This is a genomic window from Paenisporosarcina cavernae (assembly GCF_003595195.1).
Classification (GTDB): Bacteria; Bacillota; Bacilli; order Bacillales_A; family Planococcaceae; genus Paenisporosarcina; species Paenisporosarcina cavernae.
The window spans coordinates 1152764-1179087 of sequence record NZ_CP032418.1; the positions used below are offsets into that span (position 1 = coordinate 1152764).

Consider the following 26324-nt stretch of genomic DNA (forward strand, 5'->3'; position numbering starts at 1 on the left):
GGATATTATGAAGAAAATTACAATCAATGACATGAAACACCATGTAGGTGAAGAAATAACATTAGGTGCATGGTTAGCAAACAAACGTTCTAGTGGGAAAATTGCTTTTTTACAATTACGTGATGGAAGTGGATTTGTTCAAGGTGTGGTAGTGAAAGAAGAGGTTGGAGAAGAATTATTTGCTGTCGCAAAAGGGATGACACAAGAGACTTCGATGTATGTGACAGGTGTCGTAACAGAAGATTCTCGTACAACTTTTGGATATGAACTACAAGTGAAGAATATTGACGTAATTGCGGAAGCCATCGATTTTCCAATCACTCCAAAAGAACATGGAACAGAGTTTTTAATGGATAACCGCCATTTATGGTTACGTTCAAGAAAACAGCATGCCATTATGAAAATCCGAAACGAAGTAATTCGTGCAACATACGAATTTTTCAACGAGAATGGTTTCACTAAAGTAGATCCTCCTATCTTAACTGGATCTGCACCTGAAGGAACTTCCGAGTTGTTTCAAACGAAATACTTTGATGAGGATGCCTATTTATCTCAGTCAGGGCAGTTATACATGGAAGCAGCTGCAATGGCTCTTGGAAAAGTTTTCTCATTCGGTCCGACTTTCCGTGCGGAAAAATCGAAGACTCGTCGACATTTAATCGAGTTTTGGATGATTGAGCCTGAAATGGCGTTTGTGGAGTTTAATGAAAATCTAGAAGTGCAAGAGAACTATGTGTCATATATCGTTCAATCTGTGGTAAAAAATTGTCCACTAGAATTAGAAAGATTAGGGCGCGACGTTAGTAAATTAGAAAAAATCAAAGTTCCATTCCCACGTATTAGTTATGATGATGCCATTACGTTTTTGCATGAAAATGGCTTCAACGATATTCAATGGGGTGACGATTTTGGGTCGCCGCATGAAACAGCAATTGCAGAACATTATGACTTACCTGTATTTATAACTCATTATCCAATCGGTATAAAACCGTTTTATATGCAACCACACCCAGACCGTGATGATGTTGTGTTATGTGCAGATTTAATTGCACCAGAAGGATACGGTGAAATAATCGGTGGTTCTGAACGGATTCATGATCATCATTTAATGGAACAACGAATTAAGGAACACAACCTTGATCCACAAGCATATGCTTGGTATTTAGAATTACGTAAACAAGGATCTGTTCCTCATTCTGGATTCGGATTGGGATTAGAGAGAACCGTTGCTTGGATCAGTGGAGCGGAACATGTTCGTGAATCGATTCCATTCCCACGCTTATTAAATCGATTATATCCATAATAGAAGGAGGCAAATGTCATGGAAAATCAATTACCTGACCGCCTCCAAGCTTGGTTAGAGCAGGGGAATGTTACTATTTCCCAGCTCTTTTTTAAACATTACAAGACTTGCGGTATTCAGGATCACGAAGCCCTTTTACTACTCCATTTAATCGCATTTAAAGAACAAGGAGTCGCTTTTCCAACTCCTAAAAATTTAGCAGAAGTGACACACTTTACAGAACAACAAATCAGCCAATACACACAACGTCTGTTTCAAAAAGGATTTCTTTCTATTGAAAATCGCTACGATGCGAATGGCGTATACGAGGAGATGTACTCTTTTCATGCGTTGTGGGCAAAATTGTTAGAGTCACTCGAACAAGCGAAAACAATGTCTGCACAATCAGAAACAACCATGCAAGAGGGCGAACTATACAAAATCTTTGAACAAGAATTTGGTCGATTACTCTCACCAATGGAAATGGAATCGATTGGTATGTGGTTGGATCATGATAAAATGTCGCCAGAATTAATTAAAGCAGCATTAAAAGAAGCAGTAATTGCACAAAAAGTAAGTTTACGTTATATCGACCGCATTCTTTTTGAATGGAAAAAGAAAAATATACAAACACCTAAACAAGTGGAAAAACATGCAAGTGAGTACCGTGCGAAGACCATCCAACCTACAAGTAATTTACAGCAACCAACGACGAGACGGAAAGTTCCATTTTATAACTGGTTAGAGGAAAGAGATTGAGGTGATTTTTTGCTAACAAAAGCACAATGGCAGGGATGTCTAGAAGTGATGGAAGAGATGTTTCCTGATGCACATTGTGAGTTAATTCACAGTAACCCATTTGAATTACTGATCGCTACACTATTATCTGCACAATGTACGGATGCCTTAGTTAACAGAGTGACACCTGCCTTATTTGCAAAATATCGTTCCCCGCAAGACTATCTTCAAGTAGACGTGGAGGAATTACAAAACGATATACGTTCAATCGGGCTATACCGAAACAAATCGAAAAATATTCAAGCACTTTCCCAGATGTTAATAGAACAGTTTGCTGGAGAAGTTCCAAACAGTCGAGAAGCATTGGTGACGCTGCCAGGTGTAGGAAGAAAAACAGCAAATGTTGTTCTTTCAGTAGCTTTTGGAATTCCAGCTTTAGCAGTTGATACGCATGTGGAACGTGTTTCAAAGCGATTAGGACTTTGTAAATGGAAAGATTCGGTGCTGCAAGTGGAGGAAACAATAACGAAAAAAACACCAATGAATCTTTGGAATAAAACGCACCATCAATTAATTTTTTTTGGTAGATATCACTGTAAAGCCCAAAACCCGAATTGTCTCTCTTGTCCTTTATTAGAAGTGTGCAGGGAAGGAAAGAAACGGATGAAGAAACTCTCATCCACTTAGCCAACGTTAATTTTCATATGAAAAAGAGACACCTTAAGAAAAATCTCATGGTGTCTCTTTTTTGCATTCTGCATTTAAGGAGTTTCTTTTGTATCAGTTGTGCCGGTAGGAGTGGAACTATTCGTCGATGCAGTTGAACCATCGGTTGATCCATCTGTTGAACCGTCCGTTGTTCCATCTCCAGTACCATCGTCTGCAGGAGGAGTGGTTGTTCCATCCCCAGTGCCGTCATCTGGATTTGTTCCATCACCAGTGCCGTCATCTGTTGAAGGTGGAGTGGTAGTACCGTCATCCCCATTCTTATCTCCGTTTCCTTTGTCATCAGGCTTATCTTCATTTCCTTTTGGATCATCGGTTTTTTCTTCACCTACTTGAAGCGAAACGGAAGCAGGGGAGCTTTTCGTATCATCGGCCACCGCTACGACAGTAAATGTATAACTATCTCCAGGTGTTATTCCGTTAACGATTAATCCATTTTTGTCTGTCGTTTGAAGCAATGTTGCTGCTTCACCATTAATAGAAAGGGAAACTTCAAAGCTGACGTTCACATCTTTGTCTTTTGGTGCTTTACGCTTCCAAGATAAAGTAGCAGCTTGTTGTTTGTCGTCGTAATCAACTTTTAAGTTCGTTGGAGCTTCTAACTCAAGTTGTTCATACTGTTCCGATACAGTTGTAGGAACGGTACCTTTTACAAACAGTTCTTTACTCTTAAGCTCATTAGGAGTGTAGTCACTCGCAAGTTGAAGAGGATCTGTTCCTACTTCTACAGTAGCTTCCACAACGGAGGAAGGTTTTTTAAATCGCCCATTATCTGCGTTTGCGGATACTTCCGTCATGACACTTTTGAAAATTCGTTGAGCAAAGTTAGCTTCCTCAGAGTTATTTTTATTTATCCCATTTTTCATACTCTCATATCCAGTCCAGACAGCAATAGAATAGTTCGTTGTGTAACCGGCAAACCAGACATCAGGAGCATATCCAGAAGGAATGTTATTTTCTTTCATATAATCAGAGTTATAGTTTGTCGTTCCTGATTTACCAGCTAAATCTAATCCAGGAACATTGGCAGCTTTCCCAGTAGAACCTGATTTACTTGATACAACATCGCGAAGCATGTCTGTAATCATGTATGCTGTGTAATCTTCCATCGCTGGTTCAGATTGCGGTTTAAATTCTTGTTTCGTTTTGCCATCTCTATAAACGATAGCATTAATTGCGAATGGTTCCGAGTACACACCTGAATTGCCAAATGCTGCATAGGCAGCTGCTAGTTTAACGGTATTAATTCCTTCCGTTGCACCAATTGCAGCTGACTCGTATTTTAATTTCTTGTTTTCGGGAATTCCTAATTTTGTCGCAAATGCGGTTCTATCCGATTCTTTTACTTCTTGATATGCTTTTACAGCAGGTACGTTACGAGAACGATATAGAGCTTCACGAATGGTCATTTTGCCCATGTATTTATTGTCAAAATTATATATTTGTTGGTCAGAACCAGTATAAGTAATTTTTTCATCATTTATAGTTGATCCAGTTGACCATTTTTTGTATTCGATTAGTGGACCATAGTCCAGAATTGGTTTAATTGTAGAACCGACACCTCGACCATCTAAATCACTCGCATAATTCAGTCCGCGATCGGAACCGTAATCTCGTCCTCCACCAACTGCAACGATTGCTCCAGTTTTTGTATCAAGGACTGTTAAACCTGCTTCCATTTTCTCGGTAGGGAAGTTATCTGATTTTAAAGCTGATTCAACAGCCTTTTGTGCAACTGGATCTAAATTCGTATACACTTTTAACCCGTCAGATAAAGAAGCACCATCGCCTTTTTCTTTTAATTCATCTAGGACGATATCAAGATAGGCAGGATAGTTAGTGACCGTAACTGATTTTCGTTTTTCTTCTGGTAATAAGCCATCCGTAATTGGTTTTGCTTTAGCTGCATCCGCTTCTTCTTGTGTAATTTTTTCGTGTTGAACCATTAATCCAAGTACAATATTACGACGTTTTTCAGCAGCTTCAGGATGTTTGAACGGATTGTAATTGTTAGGACTTTGAGGCATACCAGCAAGCATCGCTAGCTGATGTAATTCTAAATCTTTCAATTCTTTTCCATAGAAAAAGTCTGCTGCTGTACCAAATCCGTACGTATTTCCGGACATGAGGATTTTGTTAAAATACATTTCGAAAATTTCTTCTTTTTCATATTCTTGCTCTAATTTATACGCTAGCACAGCTTCTTGTGCTTTTCGTTTTAGTGTTTTTTCATTCTTCAAGAAAGAATTTTTAATCACTTGTTGCGTCAAAGTAGAAGCTCCTTGTGATCCAAATCCGTCAGTTACATTTGCTAATACTGCACCACCAAGCCGGAAAAAATCGACCCCATTGTGTTCGTAGAAACGAACATCTTCCGTTGCTAAAATGGCATCTTCCATTTGTTTTGGAATTTCCTCGTAAGGAACAAATTCACGGTTTTCTTTTCCGATGGTTGCAAATACTTCCTTATTTCTATCATAAAATTCTGTCGAGATAGGATCTTTTAATGCTTCCTCATCTAATTCAGGGGCGGAACTAGCATAGTAAGCAAATAACGCTCCACCGAACACAAGACCTGCTAACCCAACTGCAATAATTGCGATGAGAACTTTTTTCCACCAAGCACCTTTAGGTTGTTTGGATTTGTTTTGTTTTTGAACTTCTTTTCTTCGTTGTCTACGAGAGTTTGTCTCTTTGCTCACGAAGCTCTCCTCACTTTCACTTTAAGACTGAATCTGATGTACCATTTTTTCTAAGGCTTCTAAATAATCTATTCTAGGAAATGCCTTTGGTATAAGTTCAAACCCTTTATCTTCAAATATGTTGAGAGAAATGGATTTTCTCGCACCCTTATTCATATCCTCCCAGCACGATTTCAAAACCTGATATGGTAATAAAAAATATCGATTGAGCGTAGAAAAACGAACAAGTAAAAAGGCAATACCTTGATTCGCGACTATATTTTCCATATGTTCCATTTGATGGGAATGAATATTTTGAAGAGGAAAGGACGTTTTATTCTTCGTTTCTTTCGCTTCAAAGTCAATATATCTACCCATCCAAACCCCATTGTAATCCGTCGTAGATGCAGTTCGATAATAAGCTTCTCGAATAACAGCGGAGCTCCTAGATGGATAATCCACTTTCACCACTTGAATAGGAACTGGTTTTTTATGAATAACGGCCAAATTACGTGAGAGATAAAATTCATTGGTTTCATTCAACTCATCTTCTAATGTTTTTCCGCGATTCCCAAAATCTATTTTCCTATTTGGTTTTGAATCATTAGGAGTTTTAGTAGGAACAAACTTTTTTCCATTTGGATAATGAACGGTCATATGCGCCACCTCATCTCCTTTCATCATACCATATTATCAGAACGTTCCTTCCTTCAGAAAGTTTCAAAATGGAGATCTAATTTTGTCGAAAAATCACTTCTTTACACTAAACAGCACTTCTTTTGTCTTCCGAGTAGGAAAACCTCTCCTAACCCCGAAATAGTAGGGAAAAAGGGGGAGAAGAGATGAACAGGTTACAAGATTTAATTAAACAAGTGGAGCAGCTTGAAAAGATTTTGGAGATTCGATTTCTTCAAGAGAAAGTGGCATTAACTAAATCGTATTATACACGAAATGACGGAATATATGTTCGTGTTTTAGTGGAGAATAAACAAAAGATTTGTTAGAATAAAAGAAAAGGAGGGCGTTAGAAATGTTAGTCCAGTTAACGAAAGAGTTAAAAACCGAAGCAATTGCATCACAGCTCCGTCACGAGCGTATGCGTGAAGAAGACCGCTCTCCTGATTTCTTTGTTGAAGTGAAGCCACATGTGGATCATTGGCATACCATGTTAGCAGAATGGGAAGAACAGACATCTCAATTTATTCATAAGTTTCGTCCAAAACATATTCGAAAAGAACAAATTGATGCAGTAGTAGATGGATTTAAACAATATATTGTTCAATCCTTTTATAAAGAAACAGGAAAAAAGAGATTTGTTTTAACTATACAAGCAAGTATTTATACATTTGATACGCTCATTCGCGCTATAGAGGAAGAAGGAAGTTGACATGTTTCAGAAAAAAACGGTCGTTGAATTAATCGAGCAATGGAAAAACGATCCAGAAATGAAAGAGCGAATTGTCTATTCAAGAACATTGCCAGAAAAAGATGCGATATATGTACCATTTCCGTCTACTATGCATCCCAAATTGATCGAAGGATTACATAAACGTTCGATTCATCAATTGTATTCCCATCAAGCGGAGGCATTCGAACTCGCGTCGCAACGGAAATCATTTACAGCTATTACCCCTACAGCCTCTGGAAAATCTTTTTGTTATCATTTGCCTGTCCTTCATGAAATTTTAGAGAATCCTACTGCAAGAGCATTATATTTATTTCCAACAAAAGCGTTAGCTCAAGATCAAAAAAGCGATTTGCATGCTTTAATAGAAGAAATCGGTGAAGAAGTTTTTAGCTACACTTATGATGGGGATACTGCTCCTGCGGTTCGAACGAAAATAAGAAAAGCTGGACATATCGTCTTAACGAATCCGGATATGTTGCATTCAGGAATTCTTCCACATCACACGAAATGGGTTTCATTATTTGAGAATTTATCGTATATCGTGATTGATGAACTACATACATATAAAGGTGTCTTTGGAAGTCATGTTTCACATGTTATTCGACGGTTAAAAAGAATTTGTGCATATTATGGTAGTAATCCTACAATTATCTGTACGTCCGCTACGATTGCAAATCCAAAAGAGTTAGCAGAACAACTGACTAATACGGAGCAAGTGCTAATTGAACGCAACGGTGCACCTTCGGGGAATAAACATTTTCTCTTTTTAAATCCTCCTCTTACTCATCCAGCATTTGGCATTCGCCGAAGTGCGATTCTAGAAGTAAGAGATGTTGCAGAAAAGTTATATAAAGAGAACGTTCAAACAATTATATTTGCTAAAAGCCGTGTACGAGTGGAAATGCTAGTCACGTATTTAAAAGAAATGACGAAAAAGAAATTGTTTGATGAGTCGATTAGAGGCTATCGAGGTGGCTATTTACCATCTGAACGAAGAGTCATTGAAAAAGGATTACGTACTGGTGATATTAAAACAGTAGTTAGTACAAATGCACTTGAATTGGGGATTGATATAGGGCAACTTCAAGCGTGTGTGATGACTGGCTATCCTGGAACGATAGCGAGTGCGTGGCAGCAAGCGGGTAGAGCAGGAAGAAGACAAGAGGATGCATTAATCATCTATGTCGCTGGAAACAGTGCGATTGATCAGTATGTGATAGAAAATCCATCCTATTTATTAAACCAATCTCCTGAAGAAGCACGTATTCAACCGGACAATCTGTTTATCTTAATGGATCATTTGAAATGTGCTTCTTTTGAATTGCCATTTTCTCTAACGGATACTTACGGAGAATTTGAAATTCAAGAATTGTTAACCTATTTAGAAGATCAAGGCGTATTGGTGAAAACAAGTTCATCTTGGCATTGGATGAGCGATCGTTTTCCAGCTCATGACGTTAGTCTTCGTTCTGCAACACAAGAAAATGTTGTTATTATTGATCAAACAATTCCTGCCGAGACAAAAGTCATTGGAGAGATGGATACGTATAGTGCCATGACATTGTTACATGATGAGGCTATCTATATGCATCAAGGGACACAATTCCAAGTAGAATATTTGGATTGGGAAGAGAAAAAAGCGTTTGTACGAGAAGTGGATGTCGATTATTATACAGATGCGAATCTTGCATTAGAATTAAAAGTGATGGCAGAGGATAAGTCGAGACCTATTGGCCAAATGTCGGCACATTTTGGGGATATTTCTGTCGTTCAATTGCCGACAATCTTTAAGAAAATACGTTTTGAAACGCATGACAATATAGGTTCAGGGCCGATTTCTCTTCCCCCGATGGAGAAGCATACGTCCGCTACTTGGTTAAGTTTCGAAAAACCAGATGACTGGAATGACTCCATGTTATCGGATGCATTAATTGGTGTTGGTACAGCAATTTCGGCGTTTGTACCGATGTTTGTTCAATGTGACCGATCAGATATACATGTTGTTCCACAAGTAAAAGCTGTCCATTCAGAATTGCCGACCATTTTCATAAGTGATAGTTATCCTGGAGGAATAGGAATTAGTGATCGAATTTATGATAAGTGGGAAGAAGTCATAGAGAAAGCAACAAGCCATGTAGAACAATGTTCGTGCGAATGGGGATGTCCCGCTTGTATTGGAGCGCAAGAAGCTGCGGTAGGAATGAAGGACGAAGTTATTTCTTTGTTTCATAAATTAGCAAAAATTAGTAGGTGAAAATATGTCCTTTCAACAAAATTACTTGGATTTAAAAAGCAAAATGAAAAAATCCAATCTAGTGAAGGAATCAGAGGTTGCATTTGTCAAACCACCAAAACCTTCATATGCAGATGAATGGGCTTCAAGAGGGTTAACCCTAATCGAAAATAAATTTGGATACGTTTTTATGAAAAAACAAACGTACCCATTTTCCTATTTGCATGGAACGTATACGTTTGAAGAATCAAAAGAGTCAATTAAACAATGGATGAGAAAGAAGGTTGATCATCCACTTTCGCCAAGTAAACCTAAATTGATGTTTTTTGATACCGAAACGACCGGTTTAAAAGGTGCCGGTACGTATATTTTTTTATCTGGTCAGTTAGAAATTCTATCGGACCGAGTGGAATTACATCAATACGTAATGGCTAACCATGATAACGAAGCAGCATTTTTATATGAGACGGGCTTATGGAAGAATGATCACACCGTCGTCTCTTATAATGGAAAAAGTTTCGATTGGCCGCAGTTGCAAACAAGATGGGTATTTCATCGAAGCGTTTTACCACCATTGCCAGACATTCGTCAGTTAGATCTTTTGCATAGCAGTAGAAGGATATGGAAAAACGCTTTAGAACGGTTCCCCTTAACAGAGATGGAGAAGCAAGTAATAGGTTTTGTTCGAAAGGACGACATTCCTGGCCACTTAGCACCAATGATTTATTTAGATGCAATAAAATCAGGCTATGTTGATACATTGATGAAAGTTTTGAAACACAATGAATGGGATTTACTCTCCTTAATCTCTTTGTACGGCTTTTCCACCGATTTGTTATTACGAGAAAAATCCTTACAAGACGGTACTATCACCGCGACAAATATAGGAAAGTGGTTTTATGACCTCCAAGATTACGTCACTAGTAAAGAACATTTTGAGGAGATCGGAAAGGATCATTCAAAAGAAGAAGCGGCTATTGCCAACTACTACTTGGGTCTTCAATTTAAAAAAGAAAAACAGTACGTAGAAGCCATTTCCTATTTCCGACAATCAATCAACTACTTAGAAACAAAACAGCGGTTGGATGCATGGAAACAATTGGCCATCCTGTTAGAACACAAATTTTTTCACTACAACGAAGTGAATGAGCTATGTGAAAAAGCAATACAATATATTGAGGAAACAACAAATATCAAACAATCCATGAAAACAAAGCTTCGGTTAGAATGGGTCAAAAGGAAAGCTCGAGTGAATAGAAAACAAAAATAATTTCCCGGGAAAGCGCAGAGTTCGACACTTTTATGTAGCACGAATGTTTTTAAAAAGTAGAATATGGTATACTTTTCTATATGTATGAAAAGCAGGAAGGAAGATCGTTATGGAAATGAAATTAACTGCTAAAGATATTTTAGAAAAAGAATTTAAATCAGGAATCCGTGGGTATAACCAGGATGACGTGGATCAATTTTTAGATGATATTATTCAAGACTACGAATCATTTGAAACCCAGATTGCCAATTTACGTGCTGAAAACAAACAATTGCGCGACCAATTAGAAGATATGCCTAGAAGACAACCAGTTCAACCAACTGCAGGTTCGACAAATTTTGATATTTTAAAGCGTTTATCTAATTTAGAAAAACACGTCTTCGGAAGTAAACTTTACGAGTAAGTTGTTATTTTCTCCTTTTTCGGCTATACTGTTTCTAGCTTTTGAGAATTCAGGTAATCGCTGCAATGTTAGACATTGTAGAGGAAAGTCCATGCTCGCACGCATCTGAGATGAGCGTAGTGTTCGTGCTTAGCCAAAAAATAAGCTAAGGCAACGTGAGTTGACGGCGGGAAGATTCCTAAGTCCTTCGTGATATGGATCCCTTCTCTGAAAGTGCCACAGTGACGAAGCTAGTTTGGAAACTTACTAGGTGGAACGAGGTAAACCCCACGAGCGAGAAACCCAAATTATGGTAGGGGCACTCTTATGAAAGAAATGAATGGATTAAGAGACAGTTTTCTGTAGATAGATGATTACCGCCCATTCGTACGAGGTGCAAACTGTTTGAGTACGTGGGAACAAAACATGGCTTACGAATTATTAAAAGCTTGAAATGTAAAATTTAAAGCTCTCCATTCATGGAGGGCTTTTTTACACTGTAAGAATAGATGCAAGTATACACTTTAAACAAAGATAGTGAGGGATTCACATGAACCATAATTTAGTTGCTACTGCCGCGATGGGTTTAGAAGGAATTGTAGCAGATGAAGTAAAAGCATTAGGATACGAAACACGAACAGAAAATGGCAAAGTCTATTTTTCGGGAGACGACGAAGCAATTGCACGTGCCAATATGTGGTTACGTGTAGCGGACCGTGTCAAAATTATTGCTGGTCAATTTAAAGCCACTACATTTGATCAACTTTTTGAACAAACAAAAAATATCCCGTGGGAGAACTATTTAACAGTTGATGCTGCATTCCCAATACAAGGAAAATCGGTTAAATCTAAATTATTTAGTGTCCCTGATTGTCAAGCAATTGTAAAAAAAGCGGTAGTAGAACGCTTAAAAACTGCACATAAACGAATTGGGTTTTTAGATGAATCTGGACCGACTTATAAATTAGAAATAAGCATCTTGAAAGATATTGCAACTATCTCAATAGATACAAGTGGTGTTGGCCTTCACAAAAGAGGGTATCGAGCGGACCAGGGGGAAGCACCGTTAAAAGAGACATTAGCAGCAGCTCTTGTGTACATTTCAAAATGGAATCCCAATCGTCCATTCGTGGATCCTTTTTGTGGTTCTGGGACCATTCCTATTGAAGCTGCAATGATTGGACAATCTATTGCTCCCGGATATAATCGAGAATTCATCAGCGAAGATTGGACATGGATGAATGCAAAAATTTGGGATCGAGTGAGAGAAGAAGCTGAGGATAAAGCGAATTATGATCAGCCATTAAGTATAGAGGGTTCTGATATTGACCATAAGATGATTCAAATGGCAAAAGATAATGCAATTGAAGCAGGTTTTTCAGACATTATTCAATTTAAACAACGCCAAGTATTAGATTTTTCGACAACGTTAACCGACGGTGTCATGATTGGAAATCCGCCATATGGTGAGCGAATTGGCGAAGTGGAAACAATTGAAAAAATGATTGCGGGACTAGGTGACTTAATGGAGCAATATCCTACGTGGTCTGTTTACATGCTTTCTTCTATGGAAAATTTTGAAACGCTGTATGGAAAACGAGCAACAAAAAAACGGAAGCTTTTCAATGGCTTCATAAGGACAGATTATTATCAATATTGGGGTAAAAAATCGTAATGTCAAAAAAACTACCATTTTCATTGTCAAAAGATAAAAGTTTTTATGACTCGTTAAATGATTGGTTAGGCGATTTATTTTATGATGAATTTCCTGAGAAGGGACTAGATTGTCGGGATGAGCAAATTTTCATGTCCTTTCAAATTGAAAAATCTCTGAAAGAAAAAGGTGTATTATTTGCAGAAGCTGGAGTGGGTACAGGTAAAACCATTGCTTATTTACTCCCTGCAATCGCCTATGCAAGGTACACAGGAAAACCAGCATTAATTGCTTGTGCAGATGAAACCCTTATCGATCAATTAGTAAAAAAAGAAGGAGATCTAGCCAAGCTAGAATCTATTCTTGGATGGGATGTAGATGTACGTTTAGCTAAATCTCGAGATCAATATTTATGTTTAAAGAGATTAGAAGTTGCTAAATCTGAAACGAAGGCTGCTTTTATTCAACGAATTGAGGAAAAGATACCTTCGTTCGTGAAAGATATCCAATCCATGCAACGATTTGAACCGTATGGTGAAAGAAGTGCGTTTTCATCTGTAACGGATGAGGAATGGCAACAAGTTAATTATCAGGCGACCTATCAATGTGAAATCTGTGACGTTCGAAACAAGTGTGGACAAACACTTCACCGAAATTATTATAAGGAATCAGCAGACTTATTGATCTGTTCTCAAGATTTTTTAATGGAGCATTTATGGACAAAAGATTCGAGAAAAAGAGAAGGGCAAATGCCACTGTTACCTGAAGTGTCCATGCTTATTCTCGACGAAGGACACTTACTCGAATATGCAGCACAGAAAGCATTAACATATAAAGTGCAACGCCAAACATTATTAAATTTAGTGGAATTGGTTTCTGTCGATGGAGTACAAGAGAAAACATTGGTAATGTTAGAGGATTTAATAGAAACACATGAGATGATGTTCGATGAAATAGAAGATTTAACGGCTGATGATACGAATGAACGAATGGCATTTTCATTAAACGACGGATTAATAAATCTCATGAAAAAGCAAGTGATGCTAGTAGAATCACTCATGGAAGAGTTTGTGTTCGAAGCGGAACTGTATGTCATACCAGAATTTGAACTGCGGATGACAGAAGAGTATTTGGATCATTATTTATACGCTTTGCGTCTCCTCATTAATAAAAACGCAGGAATTCATTGGATGGAAATAACAGATTCCTCTGAAACATTAGTGATTATGCCTCAGATGGTTCGAGATATACTGAAAGAAACGTTGTTTAGTCAGAGGTTACCAATCATTTTTTCATCCGCAACTTTATCCATTAAAAACGACTTCCACTTTTTTGCATCACAACTTGGAATTGAGAAGTATCACTCTTTCCATGTAGATTCGCCTTTTGAATATGACACGGTTATGTCGGTGACGGGACATATCGTGACACAAGAAGAAAAGTTCAAAGAAACGAAACGATTGTTGGAGCATTCAACAGGTGGGACATTAATTCTTTTCCAAAGTAAAGACGCGTTAGAAACCTTTCAACAAAATTGGAATGAGTCTGAATCGATTCGAATCGCTTTTGAAGGCGAAAAAGAACTTTCAACTCTCATTAAAAACTTTCAAATGAGAGAACTGGACGTTTTATGCAGTTATCATCTTTGGGAAGGTTTAGATATTCCTGGAAACGCATTAAATCAAGTTGTGATTCACGAATTACCTTTTCCACCAGATGATCCAGTTTTCCAAGCGAAAAAACAACTATCCGCGAATCCAACAGAGGAAATATTGGACCCGTACATGTTACTTCGACTTCAACAAGGTATGGGAAGACTAATACGTACAGCTTCTGATCGAGGAAGAATTGAGTTCTTTTTAACGCCTAAAGAATCGACTTACCAAGATACGATTCAAGAAATCACACCAGTACCAATTCGTTGGAAATGAAAAATCCTGATAGGCTAGTTGAGTGGAGCATTGAATGGTTAGTTCTCACTAACTTGTTGAACATCTACTCCAAGCTTATCAGGATTTTATTCGTTTGAATTATATGTTTAATCTTCTTCATCAATTGTCACAATAATCGTCATATCGCCTGTGTTATGAAGACTTACAGGTAAACGAAATGCATGCTCAAATCCGTACAATTTAGCATGACCAACTACCACTGTTGGTGGAGTTATATCAAGCTCTATATCATTAGATGCTACAAACGTACATAGATTTCCAGCAATCATATTACCAAGTTCGCCAGTGAACGATTCTAACATTTCTCCTTCTAATGGCATACCGAACATCGTATTCCCGATCTTCGAGAAAACTTCAGGAACAGAGTCAATGATGATTCTACCTTTTAAGTCTCCGATCATCCCAATCAGCACTCCCATTTCTTGCTGTTCAAAAGGTTGTGCCATTAGAGAAGGAGTTTTAACATCCATCTCAATAGGAATAACGGATTTCAGAGATTGTATTGTGCCATTTAAAACTGTATGTATGTATTTTGAAGTACTCACAGCCAACCACCTTATGTTCGTTTTTTTAATCGTACCATGTCATGATATGATATGGAAAGAATGTTTTAAAGGAGTCCAACGAATGACTGACAAAGAAAGCACAATTAATGATCTTAAAGTAAAAACAAGTATTCTAGCTCAGTACGCAAAAGAAAGCGGAAATTCATCCACTTACCAAAAAGTGGAACTATTTTTAGAGAAATTGGAGAAAGAAGAATTTACTATCGCTTTTTCCGGACATTTTTCTGCTGGAAAATCATCCATGATAAATCGTTTAATTGGTGAAAATTTATTAGCGACAAGCCCTATCCCGACGTCCGCTAATATTGTGAAAATTAAAAGAGGGGAAGAACATATTGCGTACATCTTTCGTGCGACTAAATCCCCTATTTTATTAAAAGGAAAAGCAGACCAACACCAGTTGAAAGAATTGAGCAAAGATGGGAAAAATGTTGCTCGAATTGAGTGGGAATTTCCTTCAACGGCCCTACCAAGTGGCGTTACAATTATGGACACGCCTGGAGTTGATTCTACAGATGACGCACATCGCATTTCAACCGAATCTGCGTTACATTTGGCGGATGTTGTTTTTTACGTCATGGACTATAATCATGTGCAATCGTCGCTAAATTTCCAATTTACAAAAGACCTGCTTGCCCATCAAGAAAATCTCTATTTAATTGTTAACCAAGTGGATAAGCATCAAGAAACAGAGTTGAGTTTAAAAGACTTTCGATTACAAACGTGGGAATCATTCAAACGTCACGGTGTTGAACCGAAAGAAATATTCTTCACCTCCTTAAAAAAATCGTACGAGGGGGAAAATGATCTTTCACGAGTAGAAGAAACGATACGTTTCTATATGAACACAAAAGAATCCGTTTTTCTTTCTTCAAATCAACAAACATATCAACAATTGTTAGAAGAACATCGTACATATTTACAACATGAAGTTGAAACGTGTAAAGATAATTTCTCTTCTATATTGTCAGACGAAGAGATGGAAAAAATCAGCCCCACCCACCAATCAACAAAGAAACAGGAAGAACAATCGCTTACTTCCTTAGAAGAATGGGGAGATTCCTTTACCCAATCTAGAAATAAATTATTGGAAAGCGGAAATGTTACGCCTAGTGAATTTCGAGAATTACTAGGAAGCTATATGGAAACGTTAGATCCACAATTTAAAATGGGTATTTTATTCTCTAAGAAAAAAACAGAAGAAGAAAGAAGAGAAAGAAAACAACGAGCTTTTAATAAATTAGAGGAGATTGTAGAAAATCAATTTACGTTACATGTAAAACGATTAATGAAACAATCTCTGCTAGACATTCATTTCCTTTCCGATGAGAAAGAACAAACTATTCAAGCTTTAGAAATTCCACTTCCCGCTGATTTATTAGAAAATATGGCACCAAAAGGTTCAATTGCCACTGGACAAGCATTATTAAATTACTCCAAAAACGTCGCAGATGAAGTAAAGCGGGTAGTAAGAGATAAAACGAATGATTGGCAACGTTCTATTGAAAATCAATTAACGGAAGTGTCAGAAGAACAAAAAACGGCATTCGTTCAACATCAGCAAGAGGAATCAAAAAAAGAATTAGCCGAACGTTCGATTCAGAAAGTTTTATTAGCGCAGCAACAGTTCGAAAAAGAAATTGCTTTTCCACCACTTCCAGTGCAGGATGCAGCGAAGAAATGGTTCCAAAATTGGAAAGTTGCATTTGAACATTTATATGAGTCAATGGAACAATGGAGTGGAGCAGTTGCAGCTTCTGATTCGGAAATGGAACCAGTTCAACAAGATGAGACGTCCAAGACGACAGATAGTCACAAGTTTTTTGACTGGGAAACCCTAAAAGGTTCCACGAATTCAGTTTTGGACAAATTACAAGCGATACCAGATTACCAAGAATCAGTAGAACAAGTGAAGAAAAAAATTGCTAGATTTGAGCAAAAAACGTCGACGATTGCATTGTTTGGAGCTTTTAGTGCAGGTAAATCATCGTTTGCAAATGCTTTATTAGGAGAGAAAGTACTTCCAGTATCACCTAATCCAATGACTGCTGCGATAACAACGATTAAACCCTCTACGAATGAGTATGCTCATGCGACTGCAACGATTTTTTTCAAAACAGAGAAAGAGCTTTTTTCTGATTTGAAAGAAGCGTATGCTCGCGAAAAATTGGAGATAGTATCGTTGGAGGAAGGAACGAAAAGAGCGAAAGAAGTTCCACAAAATGCATTCATTCAAGCTGTAGCTGGTGGATTGCAAAAGGAAAATATGAAATTGGGGAAATCGATTCAAGTAAATCGAGCAACATTCGAACAATATGTCGCTGATGAGAATAAGAGTAGTTTTGTCAAAAAAATCGATTTATTTTTTGATTGTGAGTTAACGAAAAAAGGAATTTCACTCGTTGACACACCAGGAGCTGACTCCATTCATGCCAGACATACAGATGTAACGTTTGAATATATCCGAAATGCAGATGCCATACTTTTTGTCACCTACTATAATCATGCATTTGCTAGAGCGGACCGAGAGTTTTTGATTCAACTTGGTCGAGTGAAAGATTTATTCGAATTAGATAAAATGTTCTTCCTCGTCAATGCAATTGATTTAGCTGATTCAATGGAAGAGAAGGAAGACGTTATTGACTACGTGGAGCAAGAGTTGCAATCATTTGGCATTCGTTTTCCAAAGATATTTGGTGTCTCTAGCTTAGAAACGTTAAACGAAAAAATAAGTGGGAAACCGCTTAATAAGGATATGAAAATTTTCGAAGAAGCATTTTCACACTTCATTCACCAAGAGCTAACACACTTGACCATGCAACGCATTCAAGAAGACGTGGTAGAATTGAAATCGCGTTTCCAATCATTAATAGAACAAACGGAAGCAAATTTACAACGGAAAGACGAGCGACTAAAAGAAATTCATTTGTTAGAACAGAAAATTAGAAAGCGTTACGCAACAAGTTTTGCAAGCACAGTTTTAACGGAAGTGAAACAAGAAATTAGTGAGTTAATCTATTATGTCGAGCAACGAGTGTTTTTCCGCTTTGGAGATTTCTTTAAAGAAAGCTTTCATCCTTCTGTGTTTCATGACGCATCAACAAAAGTTGCACTTCGACAAGCATTAAAGGAAACGCTTGCAGCCACAAAGTTTGACTTAGAACAAGAATTACAAGTAACAAATTTCCGAGTCGACCAATGGCTTATCAAAAAACTGAAAGATCGCTTACAGCAAGAAAAGATTTTTTGGCAACAAGATTTTTCCTTTGTGCCAATACAATTCGAAATAGAAAATCACGACATACTTACATTTGATGGACCTTTTGAATCGATTGAAAAATATGAACATGTATTTTCTTATTTTAAAAATACCCATTCTTTTTTTGAGAAAAATGAAAAAGAAAAAATGAAGCAAGCGTTGTTAGAGTCAAGTAAAGAAGAAGCGCATCAGTATTTATCACAACAAAAGAAAGAATTAGAGCAGTGGGTTACACCTATAATTGATCAAGAAATGGAAAGACTTAAACAATACGTATCTTCGCACTTAATTCGTCAATTAAAAAACGAAGAGGAGCTGTTACGTAAATCAGAAGCATTAGCTAAGTGGAAAGAAATTCAACAATCCATTCAGAGGGAGGAATTATGATGCCAAAAGTGTTTTTAAATCAGTCGGAGTTTCCGTCAGGAGCTATTCGGTTTATCGATACGAGATTTTCTCTTTCAAATCCTGGTTTAGGGAGAACCCTATATGAAAAAGGTCATCTGCCTGGAGCAATTTTCTTAGACTTAGAAAAAAATGCCTCCGATATGTCTTCCTCTCTCGGTCGGCATCCATTTCCCTCTAAAGAAGGGTTTCAACATTTCTTAGAGAGCAATGGTTTATCATACGAAGATACCATTGTCATCTACGATCAAGGTGCCTCTCCTTTTGCAACAAGAGCCTATTTCTTGTTTAGATGGGCAGGTTTTTCGAATGTATTTGTGTCGTTAGATGGATATGAAGAACTTACGTTGAAATGGGGAGTAGACTCCTTACCAGTCGACTATCCAGTGACAATTCTTTCGTTACATTGGCACGACAATTTAATCGCTACGAAAGACGAAATTAAACATCGCTTTGAAAAGAACGAAGCTATAGTGTTAGTAGATGCGCGCTCTGCTCATCGTTTCTCAGGAAAACAGGAGCCGTTCGATGCAATTGCTGGAAGAATTCCTTCAGCGTGCAATGTGGATTGGGAGCAATTTGCCGACGGCAACCATTTTAGATTAGATCAAGAAATAGGTTTCTTACAAGATCGCGATAAATCAGAGGAACTAGTGGTGTATTGTGGAAGTGGTGTTACTGCATCTGTGTTGTTTTGCCTTTTTACTCATTGGGGGTTTTCCCACACAAGAATCTATGTCGGTAGCTATAGTGATTGGATTACTAGCGAAGAAGTGGAAACAGATAATTAGTCAAAAGAAGAAGACATACTTTAGTTGAAAATGTTGATGCAAAAGTAATCTTCCATTTGATTTGATATCGTGCTATACAAAAAAGTAGTCTTCTTAAGAGAAGACTACTTTTTTATGTATCCATACGTCATGTTCGAACGTATTAAGTTAATGGAGTATAGTTTTTATGAGATACAACAGTCAAGGTGGAAGCGGCGCCGATTTTTTTTGCATCTTCTTGAGAAATTTCCACGATCACAGAGTTTTCAAGGATTTTGAAAATGTTCCCTTCGACTTCAACATCACGGCGTGTAAACGAGATTTTTTCTCGAATTTTACGTGCTGCTACAAATTCTGATACTTCTTTTTCTTGCTTTTGGAAAGTCATCTCATAGCCCCATTTCTATTTTCTTCGCAATTTATTAATAAACTCATAGATTAATAAATGCAGTAATTAGACTATAATAGCATATTTTCGTGAAAAATTCTATTGGTAAGTAGATGGAACTATTAACGAAATAGAAGCTTTCTGTAATTGAATGGTTAGAGGTGTTTCCTCATGAATTTCACCATCCATGTCAACAGACAAACTTTCATTCGTTAGGATAGAGACATTTTCCCCTTTCAAATGAAGAATAGAACGATCTTCTTGAAAAGAATTAGTCGAATCTTTGTATCCCAATTGAATCCATTTTAGAACAGTTCCAATAGAAGTAGTAGGGAAGACAAAGATATCTAGCTCCCCATCTTGAGGCGAGATAGTGGAAACAGGAAATGTATGAGTGCCGATAGAAAAACCATTCATGACTAGAATCATCGCTGCCTCAAACTCTATTACTTGATCATCTATCGTTAACTTTCCCGAAAACGTTTCTGATTCTTTCATTGTTTTGATTGCAGAAAGAAAATAACTAATCTTTCCTAATTTTTCTTTTTTCGTTTCTTCAATCCCATCGGATGCATGTGTGATGAAACCAAGGCCAGCAAAATTTAGAAAATAGGATGAATTTGCTTTTGCGAGATCGAATGACTCGATTCTTCCATTGATTAATGCTTCTGTGGCTTTTTCAAGTGTTTGGGGAATGGATAGAACACGAGAGAAATCATTACAGGTCCCTCCAGGTAGGATCCCAATAGGTGGTAGACTGTCTACATGTTGAAGAGCTTGTATCGCTTGGTGTAATGTACCATCTCCTCCCAATAAATAGATTGCGTCTGTATTGGTGATGCTTACAATTTGTTCTATTAATTCTTCCGGAGAAGACGTTTTCTTGGAAATGACGGTTTGATATTGACTGGCAAGGATCGGCAAAACTTGAGCTACCGATTGTGAAGAATTTTGTTGACCTGCACTCTCGTGATGAAATAAGTAGCAATGCGAAAACTGCACGTTAATTTCCTCCTTTTCATTCTTATATTAAAATAGTATGATTGACACAACTTAACCGGAACGGAGACTAATAATGGAAGTAAGCTATATAGGCGTTGATGCAGGTGGAACGTTAACGAAAATCGCCTACAGCTCAACGGACTCAGATACAATACATTATCACTATATTCCCTCAAAAGATACGAAACTAATCCTACCTTTTTTACAATCTTTTTCGAAGCAGTCCGTTATTACCTTTACTGGTGGAAGAGCGCAATTATTAATGGATGAGCTTAAAATTGATAATCGTGAGCATTACATTATTGAATTTGATGCAACCATCAATGGAGTCCACTTCTTATTGCAGGAAAGGGAATTGGCAGAAGAGCCACTGATTGTAACGAATATAGGTACTGGTACATCGATTCATTTTACAGATCATAAACGACATAAACGACTTGGTGGTACAGGAGTTGGGGGAGGGTTACTCACAGGAATGTCCGCTTTTTTACTGCCAAATGAACGTTTTGACGAAGTACTGCGCCGCTCCAGCACAGGCAAAAGAGAAATGATAGATTTACTGGTAAAAGATATTTACAACTCTCCTTCTACACCTATTAATCCTAATTTAACCGCTAGCAATTTTGGGAAAATTGGGATTTCTACTGCGTCGATTCCGACGTCAAACGATATATTAGCTGGTATCATTGGAATGATCGGAGAAGTTGTCTCAACATTAAGTGTGCAGTATGCAGAAGCATGTTCCGTAGAAAAAATTGTTTATATTGGTAGCACACTCGAAAATAACCCTATGTTACGAGAAACCATTGAATCGTATACTACATTGAAAAACAAAAACTCTATTTTTATTGATAATCATGGATTTGCAGGAGCAATTGGAGCATTCCTTCGATCAAAAAAGCAATAAGTTCAAACAATTTGCAATAATTGCCAAAGCATGTTATTTTTGAATGGAATTATTTTTGTTCTTTGAGCAAGGATAGTAACACAAAGTGTATGGGATACACGAGGAGGAAATATGTAATGGAACAAGGTAAAGTAAAATGGTTTAACTCAGAAAAAGGTTTCGGATTCATTGAGCGCGAAGGCGGAGAAGACGTATTTGTACATTTCTCAGCAATCCAATCAGAAGGATTCAAATCTTTAGACGAAGGTCAAGACGTGACTTTTGAAATCGAACAAGGTCAACGCGGACTTCAAGCTACCAACGTAGTAAAAGCATAATTACTGACACAATTATAAAAATCCAAGCATGAAAATGCTTGGATTTTTTCTGTTCAAAAATAAATTATTTGAATGCACTATAAGCCGTCATTATTCTTGGTGTCATCGCATAATTGCTGATTTTGCTAGGAGGTCTGCAGTTTTATTTTCTTTTTCCGGTATCCATTTAATAAAAAACAAAGGAAAAGAATCAACTAGTGCTAAAATTTCTTCTAATTTCACTGCAAATATCGGATCTTTTGCATACCGTTTTTCAATAGCTTGCACGACAATTTTTGAGTCAGTGCGCGCAGATACTATGTCTGAATGAAGTTTTTGTGCTTCTTGTAAGCCAAAAAGTAGTGCATCGAACTCTGCTTGATGATTCGTCGATTCACCAATGGATTTTTTTAACCGGATTTGATGTCCTTCTCCAGTAATGTAAACTCCAATACCACTTGGTCCAGGATTGCCGGCAGAAGCACCATCTGTATAAACTTCTAACAAGAATAGCCACTCCTTATTTTTCGTCTTGTGGAGTCATTCGTTTTGCCACATAACCAAATGGCGTTCCAATAATGGAAACAATAAACTTTAATACATATGTTGAAATGAAAATACTCCACCATATACTCATAGGATATACACCTAAAAAGGCAATTGAAGTAAATATTAGTGTGTCAAGCAACTGACTGATCATGGTTGATCCATTATTTCGTATCCAAAATGCTCCGTCAGAAGGGAATATTTTTTTTATTGCGCTAAAAATAAGAACATCTGTATGTTGACTGATTAAATAGGCAAGAATACTTCCTAAAGCAATACGTGGAATGAGACCGAAAATAGTTTCTAAAGAACCCTGTGCAAAATCACTTTCAGCGGGTTGAAATTGCAATACGATTTGCATCATGATGGTCATCATGACTAATGAAGCAAAACCTAGCCATACAGCTTTTTTCGCTTCTTTTTTTCCGTATTTCTCGTTCAAAATATCCGTTACAAGGAATATACTGCCATACACAGAATTTCCTAGAGTAGCAGTTAACCCAATGATTTCAATTGTTTTTAACACTTGAATATTTGCTAAAACGGTAGCAAAGCCCACCCAAACAAATAATCCTGTCTTTCCAAAAAAACGATACATGACTAATACTCCGACCATGTTAAGTAAAACAAAGCCTAATCCTACTAATTCGTTATACATTTTTTTCCTCCAGTAGTTTTGATATCGCGGGAGTTTACGAACCGCGTGCTAGTCAAATTTGACCAACTCGACTATTATAGTACGAGTTGAATTCATTTGCAATGAAGGGTAAAATGATGAAATGTGTAGGAAGGAGAACCGCTTTGTGAGAGTTATTGATATTTTAGATGAATTAAATGATCTTGAGCAGCGTTTCTGTACAGACTGCTTTCTGAAAAAAACGTTAAAAGAAACGGAAAGCAAAACTTCTGCTCATCGTTTTTGCATTTCATCTTGTACAGTGGGAAAACAATTACAGTTTATTGGTCAAGAACTTATTAAACATAGATCGTAAAAAAACCCGCAAATATGCGGGTTTTAATCGTTTGTTTTCATGACATTGGATGCTTGGGGGCCGCGATTACCTTCTGTGATTTCAAATTGCACAGATTCGCCTTCCTCCAAGGATTTGAAACCTTCCCCTTGAATCCCAGTGAAATGGACAAACACATCTTCACCATCGTTATATTCAATAAAGCCATACCCTTTTTCATTATTGAACCACTTAACTTTTCCTTGGTACATGTGCTCTCCTCCAAATCTACAGGATGGTTTAACTATATCGTATCAAGAAAATTCAGTCAATGACTGTTATAGTAGAACAGGAGCGAAAAATATGAATGAAAAAATCATACACTTTGTACAGACTCGATATGAGCAATTTGATGCAAGCCATGATTGGCAGCATATAGAACGTGTACTTGAAAATGCGGCGAGAATTTGTGAAACGGAAGAAAATGTGCGTGAAGATATCATCAACTACGCGATTTTATTACATGATGTAGACGATCCAAAATATAAAAAAGAATTCGAAAAAAGTTACATAGATGAAGCATTATCTTTCTTGGTCATACCCAAAGAAGAGAAGGATTGGATTAAAGAAATTATTCATTCCACCTCATTTAACGGTGGAAATCAACATGACGCAACTACACTTGAGGCGAAAATTGTGCGAGATGCAGATCGTCTAGATGCAATTGGTGCGATTGGTATTGCTCGCACATTTGCTTATGGTGGCGCTAAAGGTAGAAAATTATACGATTGGAACGAAATGGTTAGAGAAGAAATGACCGAAGAAGAGTACCGATCAACAACTACTTCAAGCGTGACACATTTTTATGAAAAATTGTTCCTTTTAAAAGAGTTAATGGTCACGACTGAAGGTAAACGATTAGCGCAAGAGCGGCACGAATTTATGGAGCTTTTTATCCATCAATTACAGAATGAAACGAGGGCTCGGAAATGAGTCATTTTATCGCACAACAGATAACAAAAACAATCGGAGATAAAACGTTATTTCACAACATAGGATTTTCGTTATATCCTGGTCAACGAGTTGGCTTGGTTGGGATTAATGGTACTGGAAAAAGTACACTTCTTCACGTATTAACACACCCGGAAGAAGCAGATGCCATATCACTAGACACTCCTTCGCGATTTCGAATCTCCTATTTACCACAAGAACCATTATTAGATGATACATTAACCGTGTTAGAAGCTGTTTTTGAAGGGGATAGCCCTTTACTTCGTCTAAACAGAAAGTACGAAAATTCACTTAAATTAGTGCAAGAAGAGACGGAAAATGAAGAACAATTAAATCGATTGGTTTCGCTTCAGGCACAGATGGAAGACAATCGAGCCTGGGACTTAAATGCCTACGCAAAAACTGCCTTAACTAAATTAGGAATTCAGAACTTTTCACAACGTATTTCTGAACTCTCGGGAGGGGAGAGAAAGCGTGTCGCACTTGCGCAAGTTTTGTTAGAAGAAAGCGATTTGTTGCTTTTAGATGAACCTACCAACCATTTAGATGTAGATGGCATTAAATGGCTTCAAGAAACGTTAGCAACAAAGAGTGGAAGTATTCTTTTCATCACCCATGATCGATATTTTTTAGATGCTGTATGTACGTCCATTTTTGAATTAGAAAATGGACAGCTTACAGAATTTACAGGTGACTATAGTTCATATGTAGAACAAAAAGCCCAACTAGAAGCAACTCAACAAGTTTCTGAACATAAACAAGCACAATTATATAAGGCAGAACTTGCTTGGATGCGAAAAGGAGCAAAAGCAAGAACAACCAAACAAAAGGCACGTATTGACCGATTCGAGACGCTGCAAGACAACATGCCTGTTACTTCTTCCGAGACCTTAGATATTGGGTTAGTAGCTAGCCGTTTAGGTAATAAGGTTATTGAGGGACATCATATAGCAAAATCTTTCGGTAGTAATTATATTGTTCGTGATTTTTCTTTCTTATTACAGAAACGAGATCGAATTGGAATTGTAGGATTAAACGGAGTCGGTAAAAGTACGTTAATGAAACTATTAGAAGGCTCAGAACCTTTGGATGCTGGAACAATCGAAAAAGGCTCAACTGTAAGTATAGCTTATTTCGATCAGCATGTTCCTGCGATGAATGAAAATGTTCGCATGATAGAGTATATCCGATCGATTTCAAATGAAATATCCACAGAAAATGGAGAACGTCTATCCGCAACTCAGATGCTGGAACGGTTTTTATTCCCAACATCTGTTCACGGAACGTATATCCATAAATTATCTGGTGGAGAAAGAAAACGCTTGTACTTGCTTAGTTTGCTAATGAGTCAACCGAATGTTTTGCTCTTAGATGAGCCAACAAACGATTTGGACATTAAAACTCTCTCTGTCTTGGAAGGATTTTTAGAGGAGTTTTCTGGCGTTGTCATTGTGATATCCCACGATCGTTATTTTTTAGATCGAATTGCGAACCAGTTATGGATTCTCGATGGAAATGGAAACGTTGTAATAAGTTCGAAGCAATACACAACCTATTTAGAAGAACGACTGGAAAAACAACCCGAAACTATGAGTAAAGCTGTTTCTGTATTCAAGGAGGTAGAAAAGTCTCCTAATGAGAAAAAGAAAAAGCTTTCGTACCATGAAAAAAAAGAGTGGGAAACGATTGAACAAGAGATCGAGGAGATGGAAGTTTCCATTGCTCATCTGCACGAAGCTTTAAATAACGCGGGGGCAGATTATGATAAGACAGTTGAGTACTCAAAAGAAATCGACAGACTTGAACTATCATTAGAGGAAAAAATGGAGCGATGGTCTTATCTGCAAGAAATAGTAGAGTCATGATACAATTTTAAAGAGAACGGATGATTGAAAGGC

General features: G+C 37.4%; 25 protein-coding genes and 1 other RNA gene. 18 read left to right on the forward strand and 8 right to left on the reverse strand.

All coding sequences use genetic code 11. The features are described from left to right. Positions 1-7 precede the first annotated feature (7 nt). Genes asnS through nth form a run of 3 tightly spaced genes read left to right on the forward strand, consistent with a single transcriptional unit; the run spans position 8 to position 2707 of the window. Positions 8-1303: an asparagine--tRNA ligase gene (gene asnS, locus D3873_RS05780; protein ID WP_119883156.1), complete on the forward strand. Its 1296-nt coding sequence runs from the start codon at positions 8-10 to the stop codon at positions 1301-1303. An 18-nt stretch (positions 1304-1321) separates the two neighbouring features. Then, positions 1322-2041 carry a DnaD domain-containing protein gene (locus D3873_RS05785; protein ID WP_119883157.1) on the forward strand — a complete coding sequence of 240 codons (720 nt, stop codon included), beginning with the start codon at positions 1322-1324 and terminating at the stop codon, positions 2039-2041. Between the two features lie 9 nt (positions 2042-2050). Further along, positions 2051-2707: an endonuclease III gene (gene nth, locus D3873_RS05790; protein WP_119883158.1), complete on the forward strand. Its 657-nt coding sequence runs from the start codon at positions 2051-2053 to the stop codon at positions 2705-2707. A 74-nt stretch (positions 2708-2781) separates the two neighbouring features. Here nth and D3873_RS05795 read toward each other — a convergent pair whose 3' ends face one another. Together D3873_RS05795 and recU are read right to left on the reverse strand one after the other, a co-directional pair. Next, the gene (locus D3873_RS05795; protein WP_119883159.1) at positions 2782-5448 is read right to left on the reverse strand and encodes a penicillin-binding protein 1A; all 2667 of its coding nucleotides are present in this window, start codon (positions 5446-5448) and stop codon (positions 2782-2784) included. Between the two features lie 21 nt (positions 5449-5469). Next, positions 5470-6084, reverse strand: a complete 615-nt coding sequence (gene recU, locus D3873_RS05800) for a Holliday junction resolvase RecU (RefSeq protein ID WP_119883160.1) — start codon at positions 6082-6084, stop codon at positions 5470-5472. 185 nt (positions 6085-6269) lie between these two features. On the opposite strand from recU, the gene D3873_RS13340 reads away from it, so the two are divergent. The 8 genes from D3873_RS13340 to D3873_RS05835 all read left to right on the forward strand — a co-directional run bounded on the left by D3873_RS13340 (position 6270) and on the right by D3873_RS05835 (position 14305). Further along, entirely contained in the window at positions 6270-6431 is a 162-nt protein-coding gene (locus D3873_RS13340) for a hypothetical protein (RefSeq protein WP_162920146.1), read from the forward strand. A gap of 26 nt (positions 6432-6457) precedes the next feature. Continuing rightward, the gene (locus D3873_RS05805; RefSeq protein ID WP_119883161.1) at positions 6458-6814 is read left to right on the forward strand and encodes a DUF1798 family protein; all 357 of its coding nucleotides are present in this window, start codon (positions 6458-6460) and stop codon (positions 6812-6814) included. Position 6815: 1 nt separating this feature from the next. Further along, entirely contained in the window at positions 6816-9089 is a 2274-nt protein-coding gene (locus tag D3873_RS05810) for a DEAD/DEAH box helicase (RefSeq protein WP_119883162.1), read from the forward strand. 4 nt (positions 9090-9093) lie between these two features. After that, entirely contained in the window at positions 9094-10338 is a 1245-nt protein-coding gene (locus tag D3873_RS05815) for a ribonuclease H-like domain-containing protein (protein ID WP_119883163.1), read from the forward strand. Between the two features lie 109 nt (positions 10339-10447). Then, positions 10448-10741 carry a cell division regulator GpsB gene (gpsB, locus tag D3873_RS05820; protein WP_119883164.1) on the forward strand — a complete coding sequence of 98 codons (294 nt, stop codon included), beginning with the start codon at positions 10448-10450 and terminating at the stop codon, positions 10739-10741. Positions 10742-10786: 45 nt separating this feature from the next. After that, positions 10787-11158, forward strand: an RNA gene (gene rnpB, locus D3873_RS05825) — RNase P RNA component class B. A gap of 112 nt (positions 11159-11270) precedes the next feature. Continuing rightward, positions 11271-12395 (forward strand): THUMP domain-containing class I SAM-dependent RNA methyltransferase, encoded by a 1125-nt coding sequence (locus tag D3873_RS05830; RefSeq protein ID WP_119883165.1) that lies wholly within the window; start codon positions 11271-11273, stop codon positions 12393-12395. Then, on the forward strand, positions 12395-14305 hold the full coding sequence (locus D3873_RS05835) for an ATP-dependent DNA helicase (RefSeq protein ID WP_119883166.1): 1911 nt from the start codon (positions 12395-12397) through the stop codon (positions 14303-14305). The genes D3873_RS05830 and D3873_RS05835 overlap by 1 nt, the downstream gene beginning before the upstream one ends. 107 nt (positions 14306-14412) lie before the next feature. Here the strand turns inward: D3873_RS05835 and D3873_RS05840 are convergent, their stop codons facing one another. Further along, positions 14413-14871: a chemotaxis protein CheX gene (locus D3873_RS05840; protein WP_119883167.1), complete on the reverse strand. Its 459-nt coding sequence runs from the start codon at positions 14869-14871 to the stop codon at positions 14413-14415. 82 nt (positions 14872-14953) lie between these two features. On the opposite strand from D3873_RS05840, the gene D3873_RS05845 reads away from it, so the two are divergent. Together D3873_RS05845 and D3873_RS05850 are read left to right on the forward strand one after the other, a co-directional pair. After that, a complete protein-coding gene (locus tag D3873_RS05845; protein WP_162920147.1) occupies positions 14954-18538 on the forward strand; it encodes a dynamin family protein in 3585 nt (1194 codons plus the stop codon). Further along, entirely contained in the window at positions 18538-19347 is an 810-nt protein-coding gene (locus D3873_RS05850; RefSeq protein ID WP_162920148.1) for a sulfurtransferase, read from the forward strand. Before D3873_RS05845 ends, D3873_RS05850 begins: the two co-directional genes overlap by 1 nt. A 142-nt stretch (positions 19348-19489) precedes the next feature. On the opposite strand, the gene D3873_RS05855 is transcribed toward D3873_RS05850, so the two are convergent. Together D3873_RS05855 and D3873_RS05860 are read right to left on the reverse strand one after the other, a co-directional pair. Further along, complete coding sequence (locus D3873_RS05855) at positions 19490-19714, reverse strand: DUF2187 family protein (RefSeq protein WP_119883170.1); 225 nt, start codon at positions 19712-19714, stop codon at positions 19490-19492. A 99-nt stretch (positions 19715-19813) separates the two neighbouring features. Beyond that, complete coding sequence (locus D3873_RS05860) at positions 19814-20716, reverse strand: diacylglycerol/lipid kinase family protein (protein WP_162920149.1); 903 nt, start codon at positions 20714-20716, stop codon at positions 19814-19816. Between the two features lie 73 nt (positions 20717-20789). Here D3873_RS05860 and coaW point away from each other — a divergent pair, with 73 nt between their 5' ends. Beyond that, positions 20790-21623, forward strand: a complete 834-nt coding sequence (gene coaW / locus D3873_RS05865; protein WP_119883172.1) for a type II pantothenate kinase — start codon at positions 20790-20792, stop codon at positions 21621-21623. 116 nt (positions 21624-21739) lie between these two features. After that, positions 21740-21940, forward strand: a complete 201-nt coding sequence (locus D3873_RS05870) for a cold-shock protein (protein WP_119883173.1) — start codon at positions 21740-21742, stop codon at positions 21938-21940. Between the two features lie 102 nt (positions 21941-22042). Here D3873_RS05870 and D3873_RS05875 read toward each other — a convergent pair whose 3' ends face one another. After that, entirely contained in the window at positions 22043-22426 is a 384-nt protein-coding gene (locus tag D3873_RS05875) for a ribonuclease HI family protein (RefSeq protein ID WP_119883174.1), read from the reverse strand. Between the two features lie 13 nt (positions 22427-22439). Beyond that, on the reverse strand, positions 22440-23123 hold the full coding sequence (locus D3873_RS05880; protein ID WP_119883175.1) for a queuosine precursor transporter: 684 nt from the start codon (positions 23121-23123) through the stop codon (positions 22440-22442). 145 nt (positions 23124-23268) lie between these two features. On the opposite strand from D3873_RS05880, the gene D3873_RS05885 reads away from it, so the two are divergent. Further along, entirely contained in the window at positions 23269-23457 is a 189-nt protein-coding gene (locus D3873_RS05885) for a zinc-finger domain-containing protein (protein WP_238473830.1), read from the forward strand. Between the two features lie 23 nt (positions 23458-23480). On the opposite strand, the gene D3873_RS05890 is transcribed toward D3873_RS05885, so the two are convergent. Continuing rightward, complete coding sequence (locus D3873_RS05890; protein WP_119883177.1) at positions 23481-23687, reverse strand: cold-shock protein; 207 nt, start codon at positions 23685-23687, stop codon at positions 23481-23483. A 91-nt stretch (positions 23688-23778) separates the two neighbouring features. Between D3873_RS05890 and D3873_RS05895 the strand changes: the two genes are divergently transcribed. Continuing rightward, a complete protein-coding gene (locus D3873_RS05895; RefSeq protein ID WP_119883178.1) occupies positions 23779-24408 on the forward strand; it encodes an HD domain-containing protein in 630 nt (209 codons plus the stop codon). Further along, positions 24405-26291 (forward strand): ABC-F family ATP-binding cassette domain-containing protein, encoded by a 1887-nt coding sequence (locus tag D3873_RS05900; RefSeq protein WP_119883179.1) that lies wholly within the window; start codon positions 24405-24407, stop codon positions 26289-26291. Before D3873_RS05895 ends, D3873_RS05900 begins: the two co-directional genes overlap by 4 nt. Positions 26292-26324 lie beyond the last annotated feature (33 nt).